The following is a 21,180-nucleotide window of genomic DNA, read 5'->3' on the forward strand; positions in this document are numbered from 1 at the left end:
GGGGAAAGTAATGGCTCAAGAAAGACATATTCTTGTAGTGGATGATGAGCAAAAAATACTGGAGGTTGTTTCCTCTTATTTAGAAAGTAAGGATTACAAGGTATATACTGCCGAAACCGGCAGTGAAGCATTGAATATTTTTGAAAGGATGAATATTGAATTTATCATCCTGGATTTGATGCTGCCGGACTTGTCCGGCGAGGAAGTCTGTAAAAGAATACGGAAAAGGTCCAGGGTTCCTATGCTTATGCTGACGGCGAAAACCATGGAGGAGGATATGCTGGATGGTCTTCAAATGGGAGCCGATGACTATATGACGAAGCCCTTCAGTCTAAGGGAGCTTTACGCCCGTATGGAGGCTATACTGCGCCGCACGGCAGAGAATCCGGTTCCTCTTGCGGCTAGGTTTTTGTGGAACAAGGGAGACTTGAGCGTTGATTTCGAGAAAATAGAGATAAAAAAGAATGGGCAAATCATCAGTCTTACCCCAAAAGAGTGGAAGATTTTATCTGCCCTGGTGAAATATCCTCAAAAAGTATTTACAAGAGACGATCTGCTTAATGTTGCCTTTGATGCCAGCTATGAAGGCAGTGATCGTGTGATTGATACGCATATTAAAAATCTGAGAAAAAAGATTGAGGATAATCCTCAGAAACCGGTTTATGTGAAAACTGTTCATGGATTGGGGTACCGCTTTGGGGGTGAAAAGGAGTGAAACAAAAGCTTGGCACACAAATGTCTGCCGGATTTGCACTGATCGCCCTGATATCTATTTTTCTGGTCAGTATTTTCTCAAACATTCTGATTAACGGGCAATTTGAGAAGTATGCTCAGAATCAGCAGGAGAAATTTTCTGAAAATCTTGCAGAGGGTCTGAGTCTTCAGTATGATTCCCGTGCGGACGGCTGGAATGTTGATTACATTCACGGTGTGGGGATGTACGCACTAAACGATGGGTATATCATGAAAGTGTATGACAAGGACAGCAAAATTGTCTGGGATGCACAGAATCATGACATGGCACGCTGTCATCAAGTCATGGATACTATCCGTGCTCGGATGGAGAAAGTCCGCCCTGGACTGAAAGGGGATTTTGCCGCTCACAGATATAACCTGCATCAGAATAACTCTTCTGTGGGGTATGTAGACATCAGTTATTACGGGCCTTACTTTTTAAATGAAAACGATTTCCGTTTTTTGGATTCTCTAAATCATATTCTTTTTGTAATAGGAATCCTGTCTGTACTGGGGGCAGCTATGGCAGGAACTGTGTTTGCCAGACGTATTTCAAGGCCGATTGCAAGAACCACACAGATTACGAAGGAGATATCGGAAGGCAATTATGAAATTCGCTTTAAATCTCAAATCGGCACAAGTGAACTGCGTGCATTAACCCAGGCAGTAAATCAAATGGCAGAATCTTTGGAAAGTCAGGAGAAACTGCGAAAAAGGCTGACCACAGATGTAGCCCATGAGCTGAGGACCCCCCTGGCAAATGTGTCTTCCCATCTGGAGGCTATACTGGAGGGTGTGTGGAAACCTACCCCGGAGCGCCTGCAGGGATGCTATGATGAAATACAGAGAATATCCCAGCTGGTTTCAGATTTGGAGGGGTTAAGCCAGGCAGAGAAGGAGTATGCAGCATTGGAGAAAGAACCTGTAGAACTTCTGACTCTGGCACACACCGTACATGACAGCTTTGAGCAGGAGCTTGCTTTAAAAAATCTGTCTTGTTGTGTAACGGGGGATGTCTGTACTGTTTACGCAGATGCGAAGAGAATCAGGCAGATTCTGGATAATCTTTTGTCTAACGCAATCAAGTATTCCTATGAATGCGGGAAAATACGTATTTCTATTCATGATTCCGGGGAAAGCGGCATGCTGGAGGTGGAGGATGAAGGAATCGGAATTTCACAGGAAGAAATTCCGTTGATATTTGAAAGGTTTTACAGAACAGATAAGTCTCGCAGCCGCAAAACAGGAGGAACCGGGATTGGACTGACAATTGTAAAGTCACTTGTACAGGCCCATGGCGGAACTGTTAAGGTCGAAAGTGAGGTTAGCCAGGGCAGCAGGTTTACAGTTATTTTGCCAAAAGGAGAAGACTATGAATAAATTTGTTTTTGAAAATATAACAAAGATTTATTTCGGGGAGAAGTGTGTGGAGGAGAACCTCAGCATCCTGCTCAGAGAATATGGGGATACAGTCATGCTTTCTTATGGCGGAGGTTCCATTAAAAAGAATGGTGTTTATGATGAAGTCCTTGCTATTTTAAAAGAAAGTGAGAAAAAAGTGGTGGAGTTTTCTGGTATTATGGAAAATCCCACTTATGAAAAGGTTCTGGAAGGTAAAAGAATCGCAAAAGAGAATGATGTAAGCCTGATTCTTGCCGTAGGCGGCGGTTCCGTTATGGACTGCAGCAAGGCTGTAGCTATGGCGGCAGTTTACGAGGGAGATCTCTGGAATGATTTCTGGGCCAATGCAGGCACAGTAGATTTTGAACCGCTGCCCCTGGGTGTAATTGTTACTGCAGCTGGTACAGGCAGCGAATGCAACGGGGATGCGGTTATCACCAACGAAAAGCTGAAAGTGAAGACCGGACGGGATTATGCAAAGTGTAATCCGAAGTTTGCACTGCTTGACCCGGTTTATACGTACAGTGTGCCGAAAATGCAGATGATAGCAGGCAGCTTTGATATACTTTCTCATATTATGGAGATTTATTTCAGCGGACCGGATGAAGACAATGTATCAGATGATATATCTGAAGCTCTGATGAAAAATGTGATACGAAATCTGCGCAGGGCAATTCAGAATCAATCGGATTATAATGCCCGCAGCAATCTTATGTGGGATGCTTCAATGGCAGAAATCCGGATTATAAAGCTGGGCAAGAAGTTGGATTTCGAATGTCACCAGATGGAACACCAGATTGGCGCATACACAGGATGCAGCCACGGCTGCGGGCTCGCAGTGCTCCATCCGGCATATTACCGCCATATCTGCAAAGACGGAGCAAAAAAATTCGCAAAATTTGCTGTGAACGTATGGGGAATTCCGGCTGAAAGTAAATCGAAGGAAGAATTGGCACGCCTTGGGGTGGAAGCATTAGGTGATTTTATCAGAGAAATCGGTCTGCCCACAACCCTTCGGGAACTGGGGCTTACAGACCGATCACTACTCAGCAAAATAGCTTACAGTTGCAATATATCCACCGGAGGGTATAAGATTATGACCCATGAGGAAATCCACAAGGTATTTGAGGAATGCTATTAAATAAGCAAAAAGCCTGGGTGGAGACATTATGTACTATTCGTAATTCATTATAAGAAAGATAGGCTTAATGGCAGTGATTTCATCGTATTCTTCTTGTTCGACAGATACGCTGGAGTTTATGGCCTGCAGATCTTCCTTTAAGGTTTCTAAAGCTTCTCCGATAGTTTCTGCTCTTCCGTCTAAAATTATGTTTATCATCCGTCTGCAAACTATGGGATGTGCATAATGTGCGGGCAGGGGAAAGTCAGAATAGTTCTTTGTGAGAGACTTAAGAGAGTTCACGGCTCGTTCAAAACGTTCTTCTATTTGCCGTTTCTGCTTTCGGGATGTCGGAAGTACATTAGAACCCGAAAAGAAGAAGACAGCAGTCAGCCCGAACAGAAGAAAGTAAATTCCAAATCCGGCATGAGTGATAAGTGCATAAATTCCATAAATCAGAGTACCAATACCTAAAAGCGTTATAAAAAGAGCTGCCCAGCTATAAGCAGGCCTTCTTCTCTCATAGCTTCGTTTTATTTTAGCAGAAGCGCTCATTTCCAGGCATAGATCTGAATTCTTGTCAAGGTAAGAAGTACAGTCTTCCAGGATACGGATGCTTTCCTCTGCTTTTGGTGAAAGGGAAGCAGCCGCTTTTGCATTTCTTTTTTTCTCTTTTTCCAACAATCGTTTTTCTGCCTGTTCACTGTGAAGCTTTATGTCAGGGCGGGCCTTTTTTATATAATTCAGAAGATGGTCCACATCCTCCTCTGCTTTGAAAATGCACTGTTTCTCTTTCCCATCTTCGAATACAACAACCAGATAGGGAATAGTTGCAAACATTCCCTTTCCCGTATAGCCACCTTTGCTCATAGCAATTCGTTTGTAGATTCGTTTTACGGAAGTGAATGGAACATAGTACTTCCGATCAAAATAGAAACTGTTTAAATAGATGGCCTTTTCACCGACTCCACAGGGACCAAACTTTTTACAGGATTTTTTATCCTTGATCAGAACAGTATCGGTCAGAGAGGAGTTTCCCAGACTAGTTGGTTTGAATATCATAAAAATTCTCACTTTCAAAATACAAATTTAGTTAAAAAGAGGGAAATAAAATATTTCCCCCTTTTATGTTATTTTTATGCGGCCGGCTCTGGCTGTTTCTTTTGTTTTCTTGTGGCACGTATGAAAATAGCCAGGAAAATAATGGCAAGAACAATTCCCGCAGGATACGCAATTGTCGTTCCAAGATTCAGACATTCAGGTGCATATACAAAATAAGTCATGGAAACAGCACTCATAAAGGTTGCGGGTACGGCTGTCAGCCAGTAGTTCTTTTGCTGTTGGAACAGATACATACTTGCAGTCCACAGCACAATCATTGCGAGTGTCTGGTTGGTCCAGCTAAAGTACCGCCAGATAATGGTGTAATCCAGATGACCGATGATTGCTCCGGCGCCCAGGAGCGGTACGCAGAGAAGCAGCCGCTTGCCATATTTGGTCTGATCAAAACCAAACCAGTCAGCCAGAGTCAGACGTGCACTTCGAAACGCAGTATCTCCTGAAGTAATCGGGCAGACAATAACACCAATCATTGCCAGCGCAATTCCGATTCCTCCCATGGTCTTGGAACAGACATCGTAGATTGCAGCTGACTGACCATTTGCGAGAATATCACTTAGGCCGGTACTTAAGCCGCCGGTTACTTCATATAAGGAACAACCTGCAGCAGCCCAAATTAAGGCGATTACACCCTCTGCAACCATGGCGCCGTAGAATACAAAGTGTCCCTGCTTTTCCGATTTCATACAGCGGGCCATCAGCGGTGACTGAGTTGCGTGGAATCCCGATATGGCACCGCAGGCAACAGTAATAAACATAACGCTCCATACCGGGGTGGCACTGGGATGCATGTTTCCGAAATTAGACCAGATTTCCGGTATTACAAATTCTGATTTTGTAAAAATACCAAAGCATACCCCCACTGCCATAATAATCAGACAGACTCCAAACACAGGATAAATACGGCCGATGATTTTATCAATAGAGATAAAAGTAGAGATGAAATAATAGGCCAGTATAATCCACAGCCAAAGTTCAGGGCTTGCTAAAATACCTGTTACATTTCCGTTTTTGAACAGTGTTACGATGAGACCTGCAGGTCCAACAGCAAATACTGTTCCCACCATAACAAGCAGAACAACACTGAATACACGCATTACATTTTTCATGAAGTTACCCAGGTAGATGCCGCAGACTTCAGAAATAGATGCGCCGTTATTCCTTTCAGAAAGCATACCTGAAAAATAATCATGTACCCCGCCTGCAAAAATCGTCCCGAATGTTATCCATAAAAACACCACCGGCCCCCATAATGCTCCCTGCATAGCTCCGAAAATAGGACCAAGACCCGCAATATTTAAAAGCTGGACAAAGAAGAGTTTCCATTGCGGCATGACAACATAATCCACGCCATCGTTGACTTTTACTGCCGGGGTTTCTCTGTCATCTGGTTCGAACGTATTTACTACAACTTTACCGTAAACAAAATACCCTCCGATGAGCAGCACCAAGCAAATTAAAAAGCTAATCATTATTAGTGTCCCCCTTTTTTTATAAAAATTTTATTCTTTATTTATAATTATATGGTAACATTAGACAAAATGCAATGAATAACACAAAAAAAGATAACCAAAAATACTATTTTAGCACTCTCCTCTTGACAGTGCTAACTGTTCGTGATATTGTTATAATGTTAATAGAACAAATAGCATGAAACGACAAAGGGGGTCTTTTTATGAATATAAATAAGTTTACGCAGCATTCACTCCAGGCTGTCCAGGATTGTGAGAAGATAGCCTATGATTACGGCAATCAGGAGATTGCGCAGGAGCATCTGCTGTATGCCCTTGTGAGCCAGGATGACAGTTTGATTTTGAAATTGCTGGAGAAAATGAATATCCAGGGAACATTGTTTGTGAACCGTGTAGAGGAAGCTCTTTCCAAACGGACGAAAGTACAAGGCGGCCAGGTGTTTGTCGGCCAGGATCTGAATAATGTACTGATCCATGCCGAGGATGAGGCAAAACAGATGGGAGACGAGTATGTTTCCGTAGAGCATTTGTTTTTGGCACTTTTAAAATATGCAGGCAGAGAGCTGAAAGGATTATACAAAGAATTTGGCATTAACCGCAACAATTTTCTTAAGGCTCTATCCACAGTCCGTGGAAATCAGAGGGTAACAAGCGATAACCCGGAAGCGACCTATGATACATTAAAGAAATACGGGCAGGACCTGGTAGAGCAGGCAAGAGAGCAGAAGCTGGATCCGGTCATCGGCAGGGATGAAGAAATCCGCAATATAGTCCGCATTCTTTCCCGTAAGACGAAGAACAATCCGGTGCTCATCGGGGAGCCCGGCGTCGGTAAGACGGCAGTGGCAGAAGGACTTGCCCAGCGTATTGTGAGGGGGGATGTGCCGGAGGGACTGAAGGAGAAGACCATTTTTTCCCTGGACATGGGAGCTTTGGTTGCAGGTGCAAAATACAGGGGAGAGTTTGAGGAGCGGCTGAAAGCTGTCCTGGAAGAGGTAAAGAACAGCGACGGCAGGATTATTCTGTTTATCGACGAGCTGCACTTGATTGTTGGGGCAGGCAAGACAGACGGAGCCATGGATGCAGGCAATATGTTAAAGCCTATGCTGGCCCGGGGTGAGCTGCACTGTATCGGTGCCACGACACTGAACGAATACCGTCAGTATATTGAGAAGGATGCGGCACTGGAGAGAAGGTTCCAGCCAGTTATGGTGGAGGAGCCTACAGTGGAGGATGCTATCTCCATTCTCCGTGGTCTGAAGGAACGCTATGAAGTGTTCCACGGTGTTAAGATTACGGACAGTGCACTGGTTGCCGCAGTCACACTTTCCAACCGCTATATTTCCGACAGATTTCTGCCTGACAAAGCAATTGACCTTGTAGATGAGGCATGTGCCCTTATTAAAACGGAACTGGATTCCATGCCCACAGAGCTGGATGAGCTTCGACGCCGTATTATGCAGCTGGAAATTGAAGAGGAGGCTCTGAAAAAGGAAGAAGACCGGTTGAGCCGGGAACGTCTGGACCATCTGCAGGAAGAACTGGCAGGGCTCCGGGAAGAATATTCCGGGAAGAAAGCCCAGTGGGATAATGAGAAAACGACTGTAGAAAGAGTACAGAAGGTTCGGGAAGAAATTGAACAGGTGAATCAGGAAATTCAGAAGGCTCAGAGAGAGTACAACCTGAATAAGGCGGCAGAGCTGCAGTATGGGCGTCTTCCCCAGCTTCAGAAGCAATTGGAGGAGGAAGAAGAAAAGACGAAGGCAAAGCATCTGTCTCTGGTACATGAGGCCGTCACAGATGAAGAGATTGCAAGAATTATTTCCCGTTGGACGGGAATCCCTGTGGCAAGACTGAACGAAAGCGAGCGGAGCAAAACCCTTCACCTTGCAGAAACCCTTCATAACCGTGTGGTAGGTCAGGATGAAGGTGTGGAGCTGGTAACAGAGGCAATCGTTCGTTCCAAAGCAGGAATCAAGGATCCGTCCAAGCCCATAGGCTCTTTCCTATTTTTAGGGCCTACCGGTGTGGGCAAGACTGAACTTGCAAAGGCACTTGCAGAAAGTTTGTTTGATGACGAAAATAATATGGTGCGTATCGATATGAGTGAGTATATGGAGAAATTCTCCGTATCCAGGCTGATCGGAGCGCCTCCGGGGTATGTGGGCTACGATGAGGGCGGACAGCTCACCGAGGCAGTGAGAAGAAAACCCTATTGCGTTGTATTGTTTGATGAAATTGAAAAAGCACATCCGGATGTATTCAATATACTTTTACAGGTGCTCGACGATGGACGTATAACAGATTCCCAGGGCCGCACAGTGGACTTTAAGAACACAATCCTTATTATGACGTCCAACCTTGGAGCAAACTACCTTCTGGAAGGTATCGAGGAAGACGGAACAATTGACCAGTCCAGTCAGGATATGGTAATGAACGAATTGAAATCAAGGTTCAGACCGGAATTTTTGAACCGACTGGATGAAATCATTATGTTCAAGCCATTGACGAAATACAATATTTATGCCATCATTAACTTGTTAGTAGCAGACGTAAATAAACGGCTGGCAGACAAAGAAGTTTCCATTGAACTGACAGAACCGGCAAGAATGCTTATCTTAGAGGGGGGCTATGATCCCATGTATGGTGCCCGGCCGTTGAAGAGATATCTGCAGAAGAACGTAGAGACCCTTGCGGCGAAGCTGATTCTGGAGGGGAATGTAGGAAGAGAAGACACCATCTTAATCGATGTTGCCGACGGTAAACTGATAGCAGGGGTGAAAGGATAAAAAGGTTCTCGCCAAATTTATCCCTGCAAAAAAATATGGCATTCGCACGGGGGCACCTGTTGCGAATGCCTTTCGTAAGTGTCTCAGCCTGGTCATGGAACCACCTGACCATAAAATGTACGGGAAAAAAAGCAGGGCTCTCCATATTTGATATTGAGCTGCCAAAAAAGACTAGGAGTGACTATGACAAAAAAGAATTATAATATGGAACTGATTAGAACTGTTTCATTCGTGATGGTTGTTATCGTTCATGTTACCAATTACTACTGCAGGGCATATGCTGATATTGGCAGGGGGGAGTACATATTTGCACTTATTCTGGATACGGTGTCCAGGGTTTGTGTACCTTGTTTTTTTATGCTCAGCGGAGCGCTGCTGCTCAGTAGAGACGAATCTTTAAGTAAAAATGGTAAACGACTGACGCGCTTCTTCATTGTACTGATTTTTTGGAGTATAGTCTATTATTTTTTTAATACCCGTTACATGGGAACGGCCTACGATTTGAAAGATGTACTGCAAGTGCCTGTTGAAGCCCATCTCTGGTATCTCTATGCAATCATCCCCATTTACCTGATTATGCCTTTTTTCAAGGTGATGTGCAGCGGAATGGACAAAAAAATGGACAGAGCATTTCTCGTTGTAGGAGCAGTGACAACAGTATTTACCTATTTTTTATCATTTACACAGAGAGAGACACATCTTGACGTGCCTCTGTTCGGTGACAGATCATATATGGTTTATTTTTTTCTCGGGCATTTCATTTTCAAATACGGAGATGAATTAAAGAGACATATTTCTCTGCTGCTGGGAATTTTCCTGGGAAGTACGGCATTAAATATAGGAATGACATTGTGGTTTACGTATCAGACCAGAAATCACTATGAACGGTTCCTGGAATATGGCTGCCCGCTGATTATGATAAGCGGAGCCTCTTTCTTCGCTTTGATGATGCAGATTGGTAATGGAGATATTCGTCTGAAAGACAATATAAGAAAATGGATAGATTTGTGGTGTGGATGTTCTTTAGGAATCTATCTGATTCATATTATTTTTTTGGATACCTACAAAAAATATATGAATCCGGAGCAGCTGTCTGCCTGGATTGCCGTTCCCGGGCTTACAGTTGTTTTACTGGTGATGTCCTTTGCGAGTGTTTACCTGATTCGCAAACTGCCTTTTGGAAAATATATTTCATAATTAGATACAATAATTTCCTGAGAAGTTTTACAAGGTGGGATTATTTGTGTTATTCTATATAACACATCCGTTTGAAGGATTTTCACAAGGAGGAACATGGATGAAGCTGATTCAGTTATTAGAACGTTTAGAATATGAAGTGACACAGGGAAATGATGAAATTGAGATTACAACTTTGGTGAATGACTCCAGAAAAGTGGAGAAAGGTTCCGCATTTGTCTGTATTTCAGGCGCCGTATCAGACGGTCATGAGTTTGTCAGTGATGTGGCTGCAAAGGGTGCCTATGCCATAATAGTGGAAAAGGAAGTGGAGGCACCTGAAGATGTGACGGTTATCCGGGTGTCGGACACCAGATATGCTCTGGCCCTGATGTCTGCAGCTTACTTTGGGTATCCGGCGGAGAAGATGAGAATTATTGGAATCACCGGGACAAAAGGAAAGACTACAACTACGTACATGATTAAGTCTATTTTAGAGGAAGTAGGCCATAAGGTAGGTCTCATAGGGACAATAGAGGCAATTATCGGAGATGAAAAGATACCGGCATCAAATACCACTCCCGAGTCATTTACCATACATCAGTATTTTGCAAAGATGGCTGAGGCGGGGTGTGACTGTGTGGTAATGGAAGTGTCCTCCCAGGGACTGATGCTTAACAGGACAGCGGGGATTCCCTTTGAAATCGGGATTTTTACCAATCTGGGCAGAGACCATATTGGCCCCAACGAACATAGGGATTTTGAAGACTATAAACGATGCAAGGGACTTCTCTTTAAACAGTGCAGGCTTGGAATCGCCAATGTAGATGATCAATATTTTAAAGATGTGTTCTCAGGTGCGACCTGCAGGACTAAGACCTTTGGTTTTTCAGAGACGGCAGATTTAAGGGCAGTAAATACGCATCTGGTCTCACATCCGGGATATCTTGGAGCTGCCTACCATGTCACAGGTTTGATGGACTTTGATGTGGAGATCGACATTCCTGGGAAATTCAGTATCTACAATTCCCTGACAGCTATCGCAGTGTGCAGACATTTTCAGGTGCCGGCAAAAAAGATCCAGGAGGCGCTGAAAGTGGCAAAGGTCAAGGGCAGGATTGAGATGATTAAGGTATCGGATGACTTTACCCTGATGATCGACTATGCTCATAATGCTATGAGTCTGGAGAGTCTGCTGACAACCTTAAAGGAATATAATCCAACCCGTCTGGTATGCCTGTTTGGCTGCGGCGGCAACCGCTCGAAGGAGCGGCGTTATGAGATGGGAGAGGTTTCAGGACATCTGGCAGATTTGACAATTATTACGTCGGATAATCCGAGATTTGAAGAACCTCAGGATATCATAGATGACATTAAAACAGGTATTTCCAAAACGGACGGCAAATATGTGGAAATTTGTGACAGAAAGGAAGCCATCCGTTATGCCATAGAGCATGGACAGCCGGGGGACGTCATTGTGCTGGCAGGCAAGGGCCATGAGGACTATCAGGAAATCAGAGGAGTAAAACACCCAATGGATGAAAGGGTGCTGATTAAGGAAGTTTTAGCCGAACTGAAGAAATAAAAGAAAACATAAAGTGGGTGGACATACTTCATGTATGCGGACATTATCGTAGATATCACACATGAAAAACTGGATAAAATATTTCAGTACCGAATTCCCTCCCGGCTGGAGGGAGGACTTGCTGTGGGTATGGAGGTACTGGTCCCTTTCGGGAGAGGAAACCGGGAGACGAAGGGGTATGTCATTGGATTATCGGACACCTGCGGATATGACGAAGCGAAGGTGAAGGAGATTCAGGATATTTCCCGGAAGGGCGTAGCCATAGAAGGAAAGCTTGTAGCTCTGGCAGCCTGGATGAAGGAACAGTACGGGGGAACCATGATTCAAGCTTTGAAGACGGTTCTTCCCATAAAACGGAAGGAAAATGCAAAGATAAAGAAGCGGATACGACTTCTGTTGAGCGAAGAAGAAGGCAGACAAAAACTAAAATATTACCTGGAAAAGAACCAGAAGGCACGAGCCAGACTTATGGCCGCACTCCTGGATGACAATATACTAGAATATGAACTGGTGACGAAGAAACTTAACATTACACTTTCTGTTGTGCGGGCATTGGAAGAACAGGGAGTACTTGCTCTGGAATCCCGGCAGGTTTATCGCAATCCTGTAAAAGGGAAAAAGGAAGAAAATTGTATCATGTACACAGAAGAACAGAAAGCTGCAATTTCTGCTTTCTGGGAAGACTACAGGCAGGGAAAGCGGGGCACATATCTGGTATATGGAGTTACCGGAAGCGGCAAGACGGAAGTGTATATAGAAATGATACGACGGGTAACCGTACAGGGGAAACAGGCCATTGTTCTGATCCCTGAAATTGCCCTGACCTATCAGACAGTCCTGCGGTTCTACCGGAATTTTGGGGATCGGGTATCTATTATGAATTCCCGCCTCTCGGCAGGGGAGCGCTATGACCAGATGGTGCGTGCAAAGGAAGGTAAAATTGATGTTATGATCGGTCCCCGTTCTGCACTTTTTACACCCTTTCCCAATCTGGGGCTGATTGTGATAGATGAGGAGCATGAGCCTACATACAAGAGTGAGCAAGTCCCCAGATATCACGCCAGAGAGACGGCGCAGGCCCGGGGAAATATGGAGGGGGCAAGCCTTGTTCTGGGTTCTGCTACTCCGTCCATGGAAGCTATGTACCGTGCCAGAAAGGGAGAATATACACTTCTGCAAATGAAAAACCGCTCTGGGATGCAGGACATGGCAAAGGTATATACAGTGGATTTGCGGGAAGAATTAAAGGAAGGAAACCATTCTATCCTGAGCCGTAAACTGCAGAACCTGATAGCTGATAGGCTGGATAAGAAGGAGCAGACAATGTTGTTTTTGAACCGCCGGGGATATGCAGGATTCATCTCCTGCAGGGAGTGCGGTCATGTGATAAAATGTCCCCACTGTGATGTATCCCTTTCTTACCACAAGGGCGGCAAAATGGTCTGCCATTACTGCGGTTATGAAGAGTCAAAAAAGCAACTCTGCCCCGCGTGCGGTTCCCACCATATAGGAGAGTTTAAGGCAGGGACCCAGCAGGTGGAGGACATTGTAAAAAGACAGTTTCCAGGCGCCCGGGTGCTCCGCATGGACATGGACACCACCCGTCAAAAAGACGGTCATGAGAAGATATTGTCGACATTTGCGGACGGGGAGGCAGATATTCTGGTGGGAACCCAGATGATTGTGAAGGGGCATGACTTTCCAAATGTGACTCTGGCAGGTGTTCTGGCTGCGGATATGTCCCTTTATGCGGATGACTATCGGGCAGGTGAAAGGACCTTCCAGCTTCTGACCCAGGCGGTGGGAAGAGCCGGGCGGGGCAGTAAGAAGGGAGAAGCGGTGATTCAGACCTACAGTCCGGATCATTATGGGATTGTGACGGCTGCGGCTCAGGACTACGAAGCCTTCTATGAAGAAGAAATTCATTACAGAGAACTGATGGGATATCCTCCCGCGGAAAATCTGCTGGCAGTGCTGATAACCTGTGAGGATGAAGCGCTTCTGGAAAAAGGAGCCGGGTACTTAAAAGAATATGCTCTGCGCGTCGGCAGAGGAAAATGCATAGACATTATCGGACCTGCAAGTCCCGGCATCGGAAAAGTAAAGGATGTGTATCGGAAAGTTCTCTATCTGAAAGCAGAAAGATATGATACACTAATAAGGATAAAAGATTATCTTGAACAATACATTGAAATAAATACGGGATTTCAAAAAATGCGGATACAATTTGATTTCAATCCGATGAATGTGTTTTAGAATAAAGTAGAAAGGGAACTATTTAGAACCAAACTCGAAAACCTATGGTTTTCTCGCTGCTTGGTTCTGAACAGTTACAAAATGGAGGAAGCTATGGCAATCAGAGAAGTTAGAGAAATTGGAGACGAAATTCTGACGAAAAAGAGCAAGGAAGTAACGAAGATGACCCTTCGCACAAAGATTCTGATCAATGATATGCTGGACACACTGTATGAAAAAAGGGGAGTAGGTCTTGCGGCACCTCAAGTTGGAGTTCTTAAAAGAATTGTAGTCATTGATGTAGGAGAAGGTCCCATTGTGCTGGTAAATCCGGAGATCCTGGAGACATCAGGAGAGCAGACAGGCGAAGAGGGCTGCCTGAGCGTGCCCGGGAAATGGGGTATCGTGACAAGGCCAAATTACGTGAAGGTCCGCGCCATGAATGAAGATATGGAAGAATTTGAGATAGAAGGAGAAGGCCTGCTGGCAAGAGCATTCTGCCATGAAACCGATCATCTCAACGGCGAGATGTATGTAGACAGGGTGGAGGACGGACTCCATGATGTGCAGTATGAGGAGGACGAGGAATAAGATGAGAGTGATATTTATGGGTACCCCCGAGTTTTCGGTAGGAACCCTGGAAGCACTGATCGAAGCGGGACACGATGTGTGCCTTGCCGTGACGCAGCCTGACAAACCCAAGGGCAGAGGAAAAGAGATGCAGTATACCCCTGTGAAGGAAGCGGCAGTCAAACATGACATACCAGTCTATCAGCCTATCAAGGTGAGAAAACCGGAATGCGTAGCCGAGCTTAAGAAATATCAGGCGGAAGCCATCGTTGTTGTGGCATTTGGGCAGATACTTCCCAGAGAAATTCTGGAGATGACACCTTACGGATGCATCAATGTGCATGCGTCTTTACTGCCGAAGTACAGAGGCGCAGCCCCCATACAGTGGGCAATTATCAGCGGAGAAACTGTGACAGGTGTCACGACCATGCAGATGGACGAGGGGCTGGACACTGGGGATATGATTTTAAAGGCTCAGGTACCTATCGCAAAAGATGAGACGGGAGAAAGCCTGCATGATAAGCTGGCATATGCAGGAGCCAGACTTTGTATAAAGACATTGAAAGCATTGGAAGAAGGCACTGCCATATTTGAACGGCAGGGGGAAAGTCCCACGCCCTATGCAAAAATGCTGGATAAGAAGATGGGAAATATTGACTGGAGCCGGGCGGCGACCGAGATTGAGAGACTGGTAAGGGGGCTAAACTCCTGGCCAAGCGCTTACACCCATTGGGGAAATAAAGTGCTGAAAGTATGGAAGGCAAAGGCTGAGCCCGCTGAAGAAAGTACACAAAAGGAAACACCGGGAACCATACTGAAGGTGGATAAAGACAGCTTTACAGTACAGACAGGAGACGGACAGCTTCGTATCAGTGAACTACAGATTCCTGGAAAAAAGAGAATGGAGACAAGTGCATTTCTTAGGGGATATACACTGGAAACGGGCACACTGTTCACTCCCTAGTACACTGGCCCGATTTTGCATGCAGCAACGGAGGAATTGTTATGTTTTATTATTATTATGATCCAACTTATATATTAGTTTTAATCGGGGCGGCAATCTGTATTCTGGCGTCGGGCAGGGTAAATCGTGTGTTTAATAAATATGCCCAGGTGCGCAGCCATTCAGGACTGACCGGCCGTGAGACAGCGGAGAGCATACTGAGGGCAAATGGAATATATGATGTGCAGGTACGCCATATAGCGGGGAATCTGAATGATCATTACGATCCCAGGAACAAAACTTTAAGCCTGTCCGATGCCACTTATCAGTCAGACTCTGTGGCAGCAATCGGCGTGGCTGCCCATGAATGCGGCCATGCAGTCCAGCATAGTGCAGGGTATTTTCCATTGAAAATCAGGGGGGCTTTGGTACCAGTAGCAAATTTGGGATCTGCTGCAGCCTGGCCGCTGATCATTATCGGCCTGTTTATTCGGGGCGATGCATCTACGCTCTTGATTAACCTTGGAATCTTACTGTTTTCGGGGGCTGTTCTATTCCAGCTTGTAACTCTTCCGGTGGAGATCAATGCGTCCAGAAGAGCGGTAAAAGCATTAGAAACTTCGGGAATGCTTTATTCTGAGGAAATAGGTGCTACGAAAGAAGTTTTAGGAGCAGCAGCTCTGACCTATGTGGCAAGTGCCGCATCTATGATACTGCAGCTTTTAAGACTGCTTTTGATCGGTGGACGCAGAAGAGATTAACGGAGGATATTAAATGACAAAGCCCTTAAATGAGCGGGAAATTGTACTGGGAATTCTGCTGGATGTAACAGAGCACGACGTGTACAGTCACATTGCCCTGGGGAACACCTTAAGCAAATATCAGTATCTGGATAAAAAAGAGCGTGCCTTTATCACAAGAGTGACAGAGGGGACATTGGAGCATATGATAGAGATTGATTATATCCTGAATCAATTTTCAAAAGTAAAGGTAAAAAAAATGAAGCCCGCAATCCGAAATATTTTACGGAGTGCTGTATATCAGCTAAAATATATGGACAGTGTGCCGGATTCCGCAGTGTGCAACGAAGCAGTGAAGCTTGCAGTTAAAAAGGGGTTTGGGCCTTTGAAGGGATTTGTAAACGGCGTGCTCAGAAGTACAGCCCGTGGTCTTGACACAATCAAATACCCACAAGACCCTGTGGATGTGCTGTCTGTCAAATATTCCATGCCTAGGTGGATCCTGAAAAAATGGCTGGCCGAATATGATATGGATACAGTGAAAAAAATACTGGCTGATTTCCAGAAGGAAAAACCGGTGATGATTCGATGCAGCACAAGTCAGATCACGCCGGAGGAATTGGTACAAAAGCTGAGAAAAGAAGGAGTGACAGTCGAAAGTCATCCTTATCTGCCTTATGCTTTTTCCATTGCAGGGTATGATTATCTGGGTGACCTTTCCAGTTTTCGGGAAGGCCTTTTTGCCGTACAGGACATCAGCTCCATGCTTGTGGGGGAAATTGCTTTCCCAAAAGATGGTAATCATATTATAGATGTGTGTGCTGCTCCGGGGGGGAAGTCAATCCAGCTTGCAGATATGCTAAGAGGAACCGGCTGTGTAAAGGCAAGGGATCTGACAGAATATAAGGTAGAGATGATCCGGGAAAACATGCACAGGATGGGGCTGATAAATATAGGGGCTGCAGTGCAGGATGCGACTATATTAGATGAGTCTTCTGTAGAAAAAGCAGACATTGTGATTGCGGACCTGCCCTGCTCGGGATTGGGGGTTCTGGGCCGAAAAACAGATTTGAAATATAAGATTACAGAAGAGAAGACCAAAGAGCTTGTCATGCTGCAGCGGGATATACTCCATGTAGTTTGCCGGTATGTGAAGCCGTCAGGCACTCTGATTTACAGCACCTGTACGATCAACCGGGCGGAGAATATGGACAATGTACGCTGGTTTTTGGAGACGCATCCCGACTTTACCTTAGGGTCTATACGTGACAAAGTCTGTTCTAAGCTTCAGGAAGCTGTGCAAGAAGAGGGCTGTATCCAGCTTTTGCCAGGGATCCATGACAGTGGCGGGTTTTTTATAGCGAGATTGGTTAAGAAAGGCGCAAAATAATGAAGAAAGATATTCGCGCATACACATATCAACAACTGCAAAATGAAATGGAGTTCCTGGGCGAGAAGAAGTTTCGGGCCGGACAGGTGTACGACTGGCTTCACGTAAAGCTTGCCGATAGCTTTGAAGAGATGACAAACCTATCAAAGAATCTCCGGGAGAAACTGGACGAAAAATATCTGATTCTTCCGGTGGAGCTTGTAGAACGGCAGGAATCCGCTCTGGACGGGACGAATAAATTTTTGTTTCGGCTACATGACGGAAATGTGATAGAAAGCGTTCTTATGCGCTATAAGCATGGCAATTCAGTCTGTATTTCCTCCCAGGCAGGGTGCCGGATGGGATGTCATTTCTGTGCGTCCACTATCGGTGGTCTGTCAAGGAATCTTTCTCCTTCGGAAATGCTGGGACAGATCTATCACATGCAGAAGCTGACAGGGGAGCGGGTCTCCAATGTTGTTATCATGGGAACAGGAGAACCTCTGGATAATTATGATAATTTCGTGCGGTTTATCGGTCTGCTGACAGATGAACATGGACTACATATTAGTCAGAGAAATGTAACTGTCTCAACCTGTGGGATTGTACCGGGAATACTTAAGCTGGCAGAGGAACATCTTCAGATTACCCTTGCTCTTTCCCTGCATGGGGCCACACAGGAAAAACGCAGCAGCCTCATGCCTGTGGCTAACCGGTATGAGTTACAGGAAGTACTTTCGGCTTGTGATGAATACTTCGAGAAAACCGGGAGGCGTGTCACCTTTGAGTACAGTCTGGTGCACGGGGTCAACGATACTAACGAGGATGTAGAAAATCTGATCAGCATATTGGCCCCCAGAAACTGCCACCTGAATCTGATACCTGTAAACCCTATAAAAGAACGTTCTTTTGAGCGCCCTGACAGGAAAAATGCGTTAAATTTCAAAAATAAACTTGAAAAACGCGGAATAAATGTTACTATAAGAAGGGAAATGGGTGCAGATATCGATGGGGCCTGTGGACAGCTCAGACGTACGTTTGTGCAGACAAACAAAGAATAAAGGAGTAAACTATGAAGACATTTTCCATTACCGATGTTGGCATGGTAAGACAAGTAAATCAAGACTATGTCTATACAACAAATCATCCCTTAGGACCTCTCCCAAATTTGTTTGTAGTGGCCGACGGTATGGGCGGACATCAGGCCGGTGATTATGCTTCAAAATACACAGTAGAAGTTTTAAAAAGAGAATTGAAACAGAGCCGGGAGCAGGATGTGGAAAAAGCACTGATCCATGCAATTAAGACTGCGAACCGGGAGATTATTAAAGTAGCTTCCAAAGATTCCCACCTTAAGGGAATGGGAACCACCGTAGTGGCAGCCACTATGGTGAACCAGATGATGTATTTTGCGAATGTAGGGGACAGCAGACTTTATCTTATTAATCAAGGTATCATGCAGCTGACCAAGGACCATTCACTGGTGGAGGAGATGGTGCGTCTGGGAGGAATAAAGCCTGAGGAGGCAAAACATCACCCGGACAAGAACATCATTACGAGGGCAATCGGTGCAAAAGAAAATGTAGAAGTAGACTTTTATGAGCACCGTCTGAAAAAGGGAGACATCATTTTGATGTGTACAGACGGTTTAAGCAATATGGTGGAGGATGATGAACTTTTCCACATAGTACAGGGGGGCAGAGACATCGTGGAAGCAGCAGAGTCTCTGGTAGAAGCAGCAAAAGAAAACGGCGGTACAGATAACATAGGGCTTGTGTTGACAGAACCGTTTGCAGATGAGGTGAGTGAATGTTAAAAGAAGGGGTATTTTTAGGAAAACGCTATGAAATATTGAGCAGGATCGGCTCGGGTGGAATGGCGGATGTTTATAAGGGGAAGGACCATAAACTGAATCGGTATGTGGCAATCAAGGTGCTGAAAAGCGATTATCGCACGGACGAAGTTTTTATACAGAAATTCTTAAGTGAGGCACAGGCCGCTGCAGGTCTGATGCATCCCAATGTAGTAAATGTTTATGATGTAGGACAGGACCGTGGCCTGTATTATATGGTCATGGAACTTGTTGAAGGGATCACTTTAAAAGAATATATTGAGAAAAAGGGGAAACTTACTGCAAAGGAAACTATCAGCATTTCTATACAGATGGTGACAGGTATTCAGGCCGCTCATAATCAGCATATCATCCACCGTGACATCAAGCCTCAGAACATTATTATATCCAAAGAAGGAAAAGTAAAGGTAACAGATTTTGGTATTGCAAGGGCCACTACGGCCACTAAAACCATCAGCGGCAATATCATGGGTTCCGTTCACTATACTTCACCGGAGCAGGCCAGGGGAGCTGTCGTGGATGAAAGAAGTGACATCTATTCGGCAGGGGTTACGATGTATGAGATGATAACGGGGCATGTACCTTTTGACGGAGACTCTACAGTAACCGTAGCCTTGAAGCATCTGCAGGAACAAATTATTTCACCGGCAAAAGAAGTGCCGGATATCCCGTATAGTCTTGAATGTATCATCATGAAATCTACGCAGAAGGTTCCGGAGAACAGATATCTGAACTGCCAGGATTTGATTTTGGATCTGAAACGTTCACTGGTAAATCCGGATGGGGATTTTGTCAGTATACCTTCACGAAGCTCGGGAACGGATACAACCATTGTTATGCCTACCGAAGAGATGACTCGTGTACAGGATCGGGACTATGATCCGGATGATGACTACGATGATTATGATGATGACGATTATGACTATGACAGCGAGAATTATGACAGCGAGAATTATGACAGCGAAGAGGGCGACGAAGAGAGCCGGAGAAAGCAAGATGATGTAGACCCGAACACGAAAAAAATCATGAAGATACTCATGATTGCAGCGGCAGCTGTCATTGCCATCGGAGTGTTTTTTATGGCAGGAAAGGCAGCAGGGCTTTTTAAGATAAAACCAGGCTCTGTTCAAACAGAAACTGATAATAAGGTTTCCGTACCTAATCTGGTCGGGTTGACAGAAGAGGAAGCAAAAGCTGCCCTGAGCAAGAAGAATCTGGGGTATTATGTGTCGGGAAGAGAAGCTTCCGACAAGTATGATAAGGGAATTATTATCCGCCAGGAGACTGCTGCAAAGAAAAAGGTGGCGAAAAACTCTCAGATTAATGTTGTTGTCAGTACAGGTGCAGAAGTAAAGACAGTGCCTGTGCCCTATGTTGTAGGGCAGGATGAGGCTTCAGCGCAGAAGGCTCTTGAAGATGCAGGTCTTGTGGTGGCCGATTCTGAAGCACAGTACAGTGATACAGTAGCTGAGGGCAAGGTGATTTCAACCAGCCCGTCCCCAGGAGCTGAAGTAGAGGAAGGCTCCAGGGTTACCATGGTGGTAAGTCTGGGTGTAGAAAAAGCCGCCGTCCCCACTTTGACGGGATCGGCTGCCGCGGATGCAGATGCAGCACTGTCTGCTGCAGGTCTGGTAACGGGCAATGTTACGGAAGAATACAGTGATGAATATGATGCAGGCATTGTAATGAGCCAGGGAACAGAGCCCAATAAAAAGGTAACAAAAGGTACCGCGGTTGATTATGTAGTCAGCAAAGGGCCAAAGGTGGAGATGGTGGATGTTCCGCCACTTACAAATATGACGGAGGAAGCCGCCATACAGGCTCTGGAAAGTGTCGGTCTTGGGGGAAATGTAACCTATCAAAGCAGTAGTGTTACGCCAGGTTATGTGATTTCCCAGAGCGCAGCCCCTGGCAGCCAGCTCGAAAAGGGAACAACAGTGGACATTGTAGTAAGTGAGACACCGGATTCATCTCAGGACGGCAGTGGAAACGGAGACGGTTCAGGCGCAGATACAAGTAAGAATACAGGAGAGCCGTGAACGTATTGGGGCAATTATTTTGGCAGACATAAGGG

Annotated in this window: 17 protein-coding genes; 15 read left to right on the forward strand and 2 right to left on the reverse strand. The window is 45.3% G+C overall.

Annotated elements, in window-relative coordinates:
- The first annotated feature begins 10 nt into the window (after positions 1-10).
- From BN3456_RS10055 to BN3456_RS10065, 3 genes are read left to right on the forward strand one after another with little or no spacing between them, the layout of a single operon-like run.
- Positions 11-715, forward strand: coding sequence for a response regulator transcription factor (locus BN3456_RS10055; RefSeq protein ID WP_089984011.1), 705 nt, complete (start codon positions 11-13; stop codon positions 713-715).
- Positions 712-2,115 (forward strand): sensor histidine kinase, encoded by a 1,404-nt coding sequence (locus BN3456_RS10060; RefSeq protein ID WP_242862857.1) that lies wholly within the window; start codon positions 712-714, stop codon positions 2,113-2,115. Before BN3456_RS10055 ends, BN3456_RS10060 begins: the two co-directional genes overlap by 4 nt.
- Positions 2,108-3,277: an iron-containing alcohol dehydrogenase gene (locus BN3456_RS10065; RefSeq protein ID WP_089984012.1), complete on the forward strand. Its 1,170-nt coding sequence runs from the start codon at positions 2,108-2,110 to the stop codon at positions 3,275-3,277. Before BN3456_RS10060 ends, BN3456_RS10065 begins: the two co-directional genes overlap by 8 nt.
- Before the next feature lie 33 nt (positions 3,278-3,310).
- Here BN3456_RS10065 and BN3456_RS10070 read toward each other — a convergent pair whose 3' ends face one another.
- Positions 3,311-4,318, reverse strand: coding sequence for an ATPase P (locus tag BN3456_RS10070; protein ID WP_089984013.1), 1,008 nt, complete (start codon positions 4,316-4,318; stop codon positions 3,311-3,313).
- Positions 4,319-4,392: 74 nt separating this feature from the next.
- Positions 4,393-5,847, reverse strand: a complete 1,455-nt coding sequence (locus tag BN3456_RS10075) for a carbon starvation CstA family protein (RefSeq protein ID WP_089984014.1) — start codon at positions 5,845-5,847, stop codon at positions 4,393-4,395.
- A gap of 203 nt (positions 5,848-6,050) precedes the next feature.
- Between BN3456_RS10075 and clpB the strand changes: the two genes are divergently transcribed.
- From clpB to pknB, 12 genes are all read left to right on the forward strand, one after another.
- The gene (clpB, locus tag BN3456_RS10080; RefSeq protein WP_089984015.1) at positions 6,051-8,636 is read left to right on the forward strand and encodes an ATP-dependent chaperone ClpB; all 2,586 of its coding nucleotides are present in this window, start codon (positions 6,051-6,053) and stop codon (positions 8,634-8,636) included.
- A gap of 19 nt (positions 8,637-8,655) precedes the next feature.
- A complete protein-coding gene (locus BN3456_RS15700; protein ID WP_347458040.1) occupies positions 8,656-8,787 on the forward strand; it encodes a Y-family DNA polymerase in 132 nt (43 codons plus the stop codon).
- A 32-nt stretch (positions 8,788-8,819) separates the two neighbouring features.
- Positions 8,820-9,833: an acyltransferase gene (locus BN3456_RS10085; protein WP_089984016.1), complete on the forward strand. Its 1,014-nt coding sequence runs from the start codon at positions 8,820-8,822 to the stop codon at positions 9,831-9,833.
- A 100-nt stretch (positions 9,834-9,933) separates the two neighbouring features.
- A complete protein-coding gene (locus BN3456_RS10090; protein WP_089984017.1) occupies positions 9,934-11,397 on the forward strand; it encodes a UDP-N-acetylmuramoyl-L-alanyl-D-glutamate--2,6-diaminopimelate ligase in 1,464 nt (487 codons plus the stop codon).
- 30 nt (positions 11,398-11,427) lie between these two features.
- Complete coding sequence (priA, locus tag BN3456_RS10095) at positions 11,428-13,653, forward strand: replication restart helicase PriA (RefSeq protein ID WP_089984018.1); 2,226 nt, start codon at positions 11,428-11,430, stop codon at positions 13,651-13,653.
- A gap of 93 nt (positions 13,654-13,746) precedes the next feature.
- Entirely contained in the window at positions 13,747-14,223 is a 477-nt protein-coding gene (gene def / locus BN3456_RS10100; RefSeq protein ID WP_089984019.1) for a peptide deformylase, read from the forward strand.
- 1 nt (position 14,224) lies between these two features.
- The gene (gene fmt, locus BN3456_RS10105) at positions 14,225-15,166 is read left to right on the forward strand and encodes a methionyl-tRNA formyltransferase (protein ID WP_089984020.1); all 942 of its coding nucleotides are present in this window, start codon (positions 14,225-14,227) and stop codon (positions 15,164-15,166) included.
- 41 nt (positions 15,167-15,207) lie between these two features.
- Positions 15,208-15,906, forward strand: a complete 699-nt coding sequence (locus BN3456_RS10110; protein ID WP_089984021.1) for a zinc metallopeptidase — start codon at positions 15,208-15,210, stop codon at positions 15,904-15,906.
- 13 nt (positions 15,907-15,919) lie between these two features.
- A complete protein-coding gene (rsmB, locus tag BN3456_RS10115; RefSeq protein ID WP_089984022.1) occupies positions 15,920-17,275 on the forward strand; it encodes a 16S rRNA (cytosine(967)-C(5))-methyltransferase RsmB in 1,356 nt (451 codons plus the stop codon).
- Positions 17,275-18,315, forward strand: coding sequence for a 23S rRNA (adenine(2503)-C(2))-methyltransferase RlmN (rlmN, locus tag BN3456_RS10120; RefSeq protein WP_089984023.1), 1,041 nt, complete (start codon positions 17,275-17,277; stop codon positions 18,313-18,315). The genes rsmB and rlmN overlap by 1 nt, the downstream gene beginning before the upstream one ends.
- Positions 18,316-18,326: 11 nt before the next feature.
- On the forward strand, positions 18,327-19,070 hold the full coding sequence (locus BN3456_RS10125; protein WP_089984024.1) for a Stp1/IreP family PP2C-type Ser/Thr phosphatase: 744 nt from the start codon (positions 18,327-18,329) through the stop codon (positions 19,068-19,070).
- Entirely contained in the window at positions 19,064-21,145 is a 2,082-nt protein-coding gene (pknB, locus tag BN3456_RS10130) for a Stk1 family PASTA domain-containing Ser/Thr kinase (protein ID WP_089984025.1), read from the forward strand. Before BN3456_RS10125 ends, pknB begins: the two co-directional genes overlap by 7 nt.
- Positions 21,146-21,180 lie beyond the last annotated feature (35 nt).

Origin of the sequence: Clostridium sp. C105KSO13 (assembly GCF_001517425.1) — a bacterium.
Lineage (GTDB): Bacteria > Bacillota > Clostridia > Lachnospirales > Lachnospiraceae > Muricomes.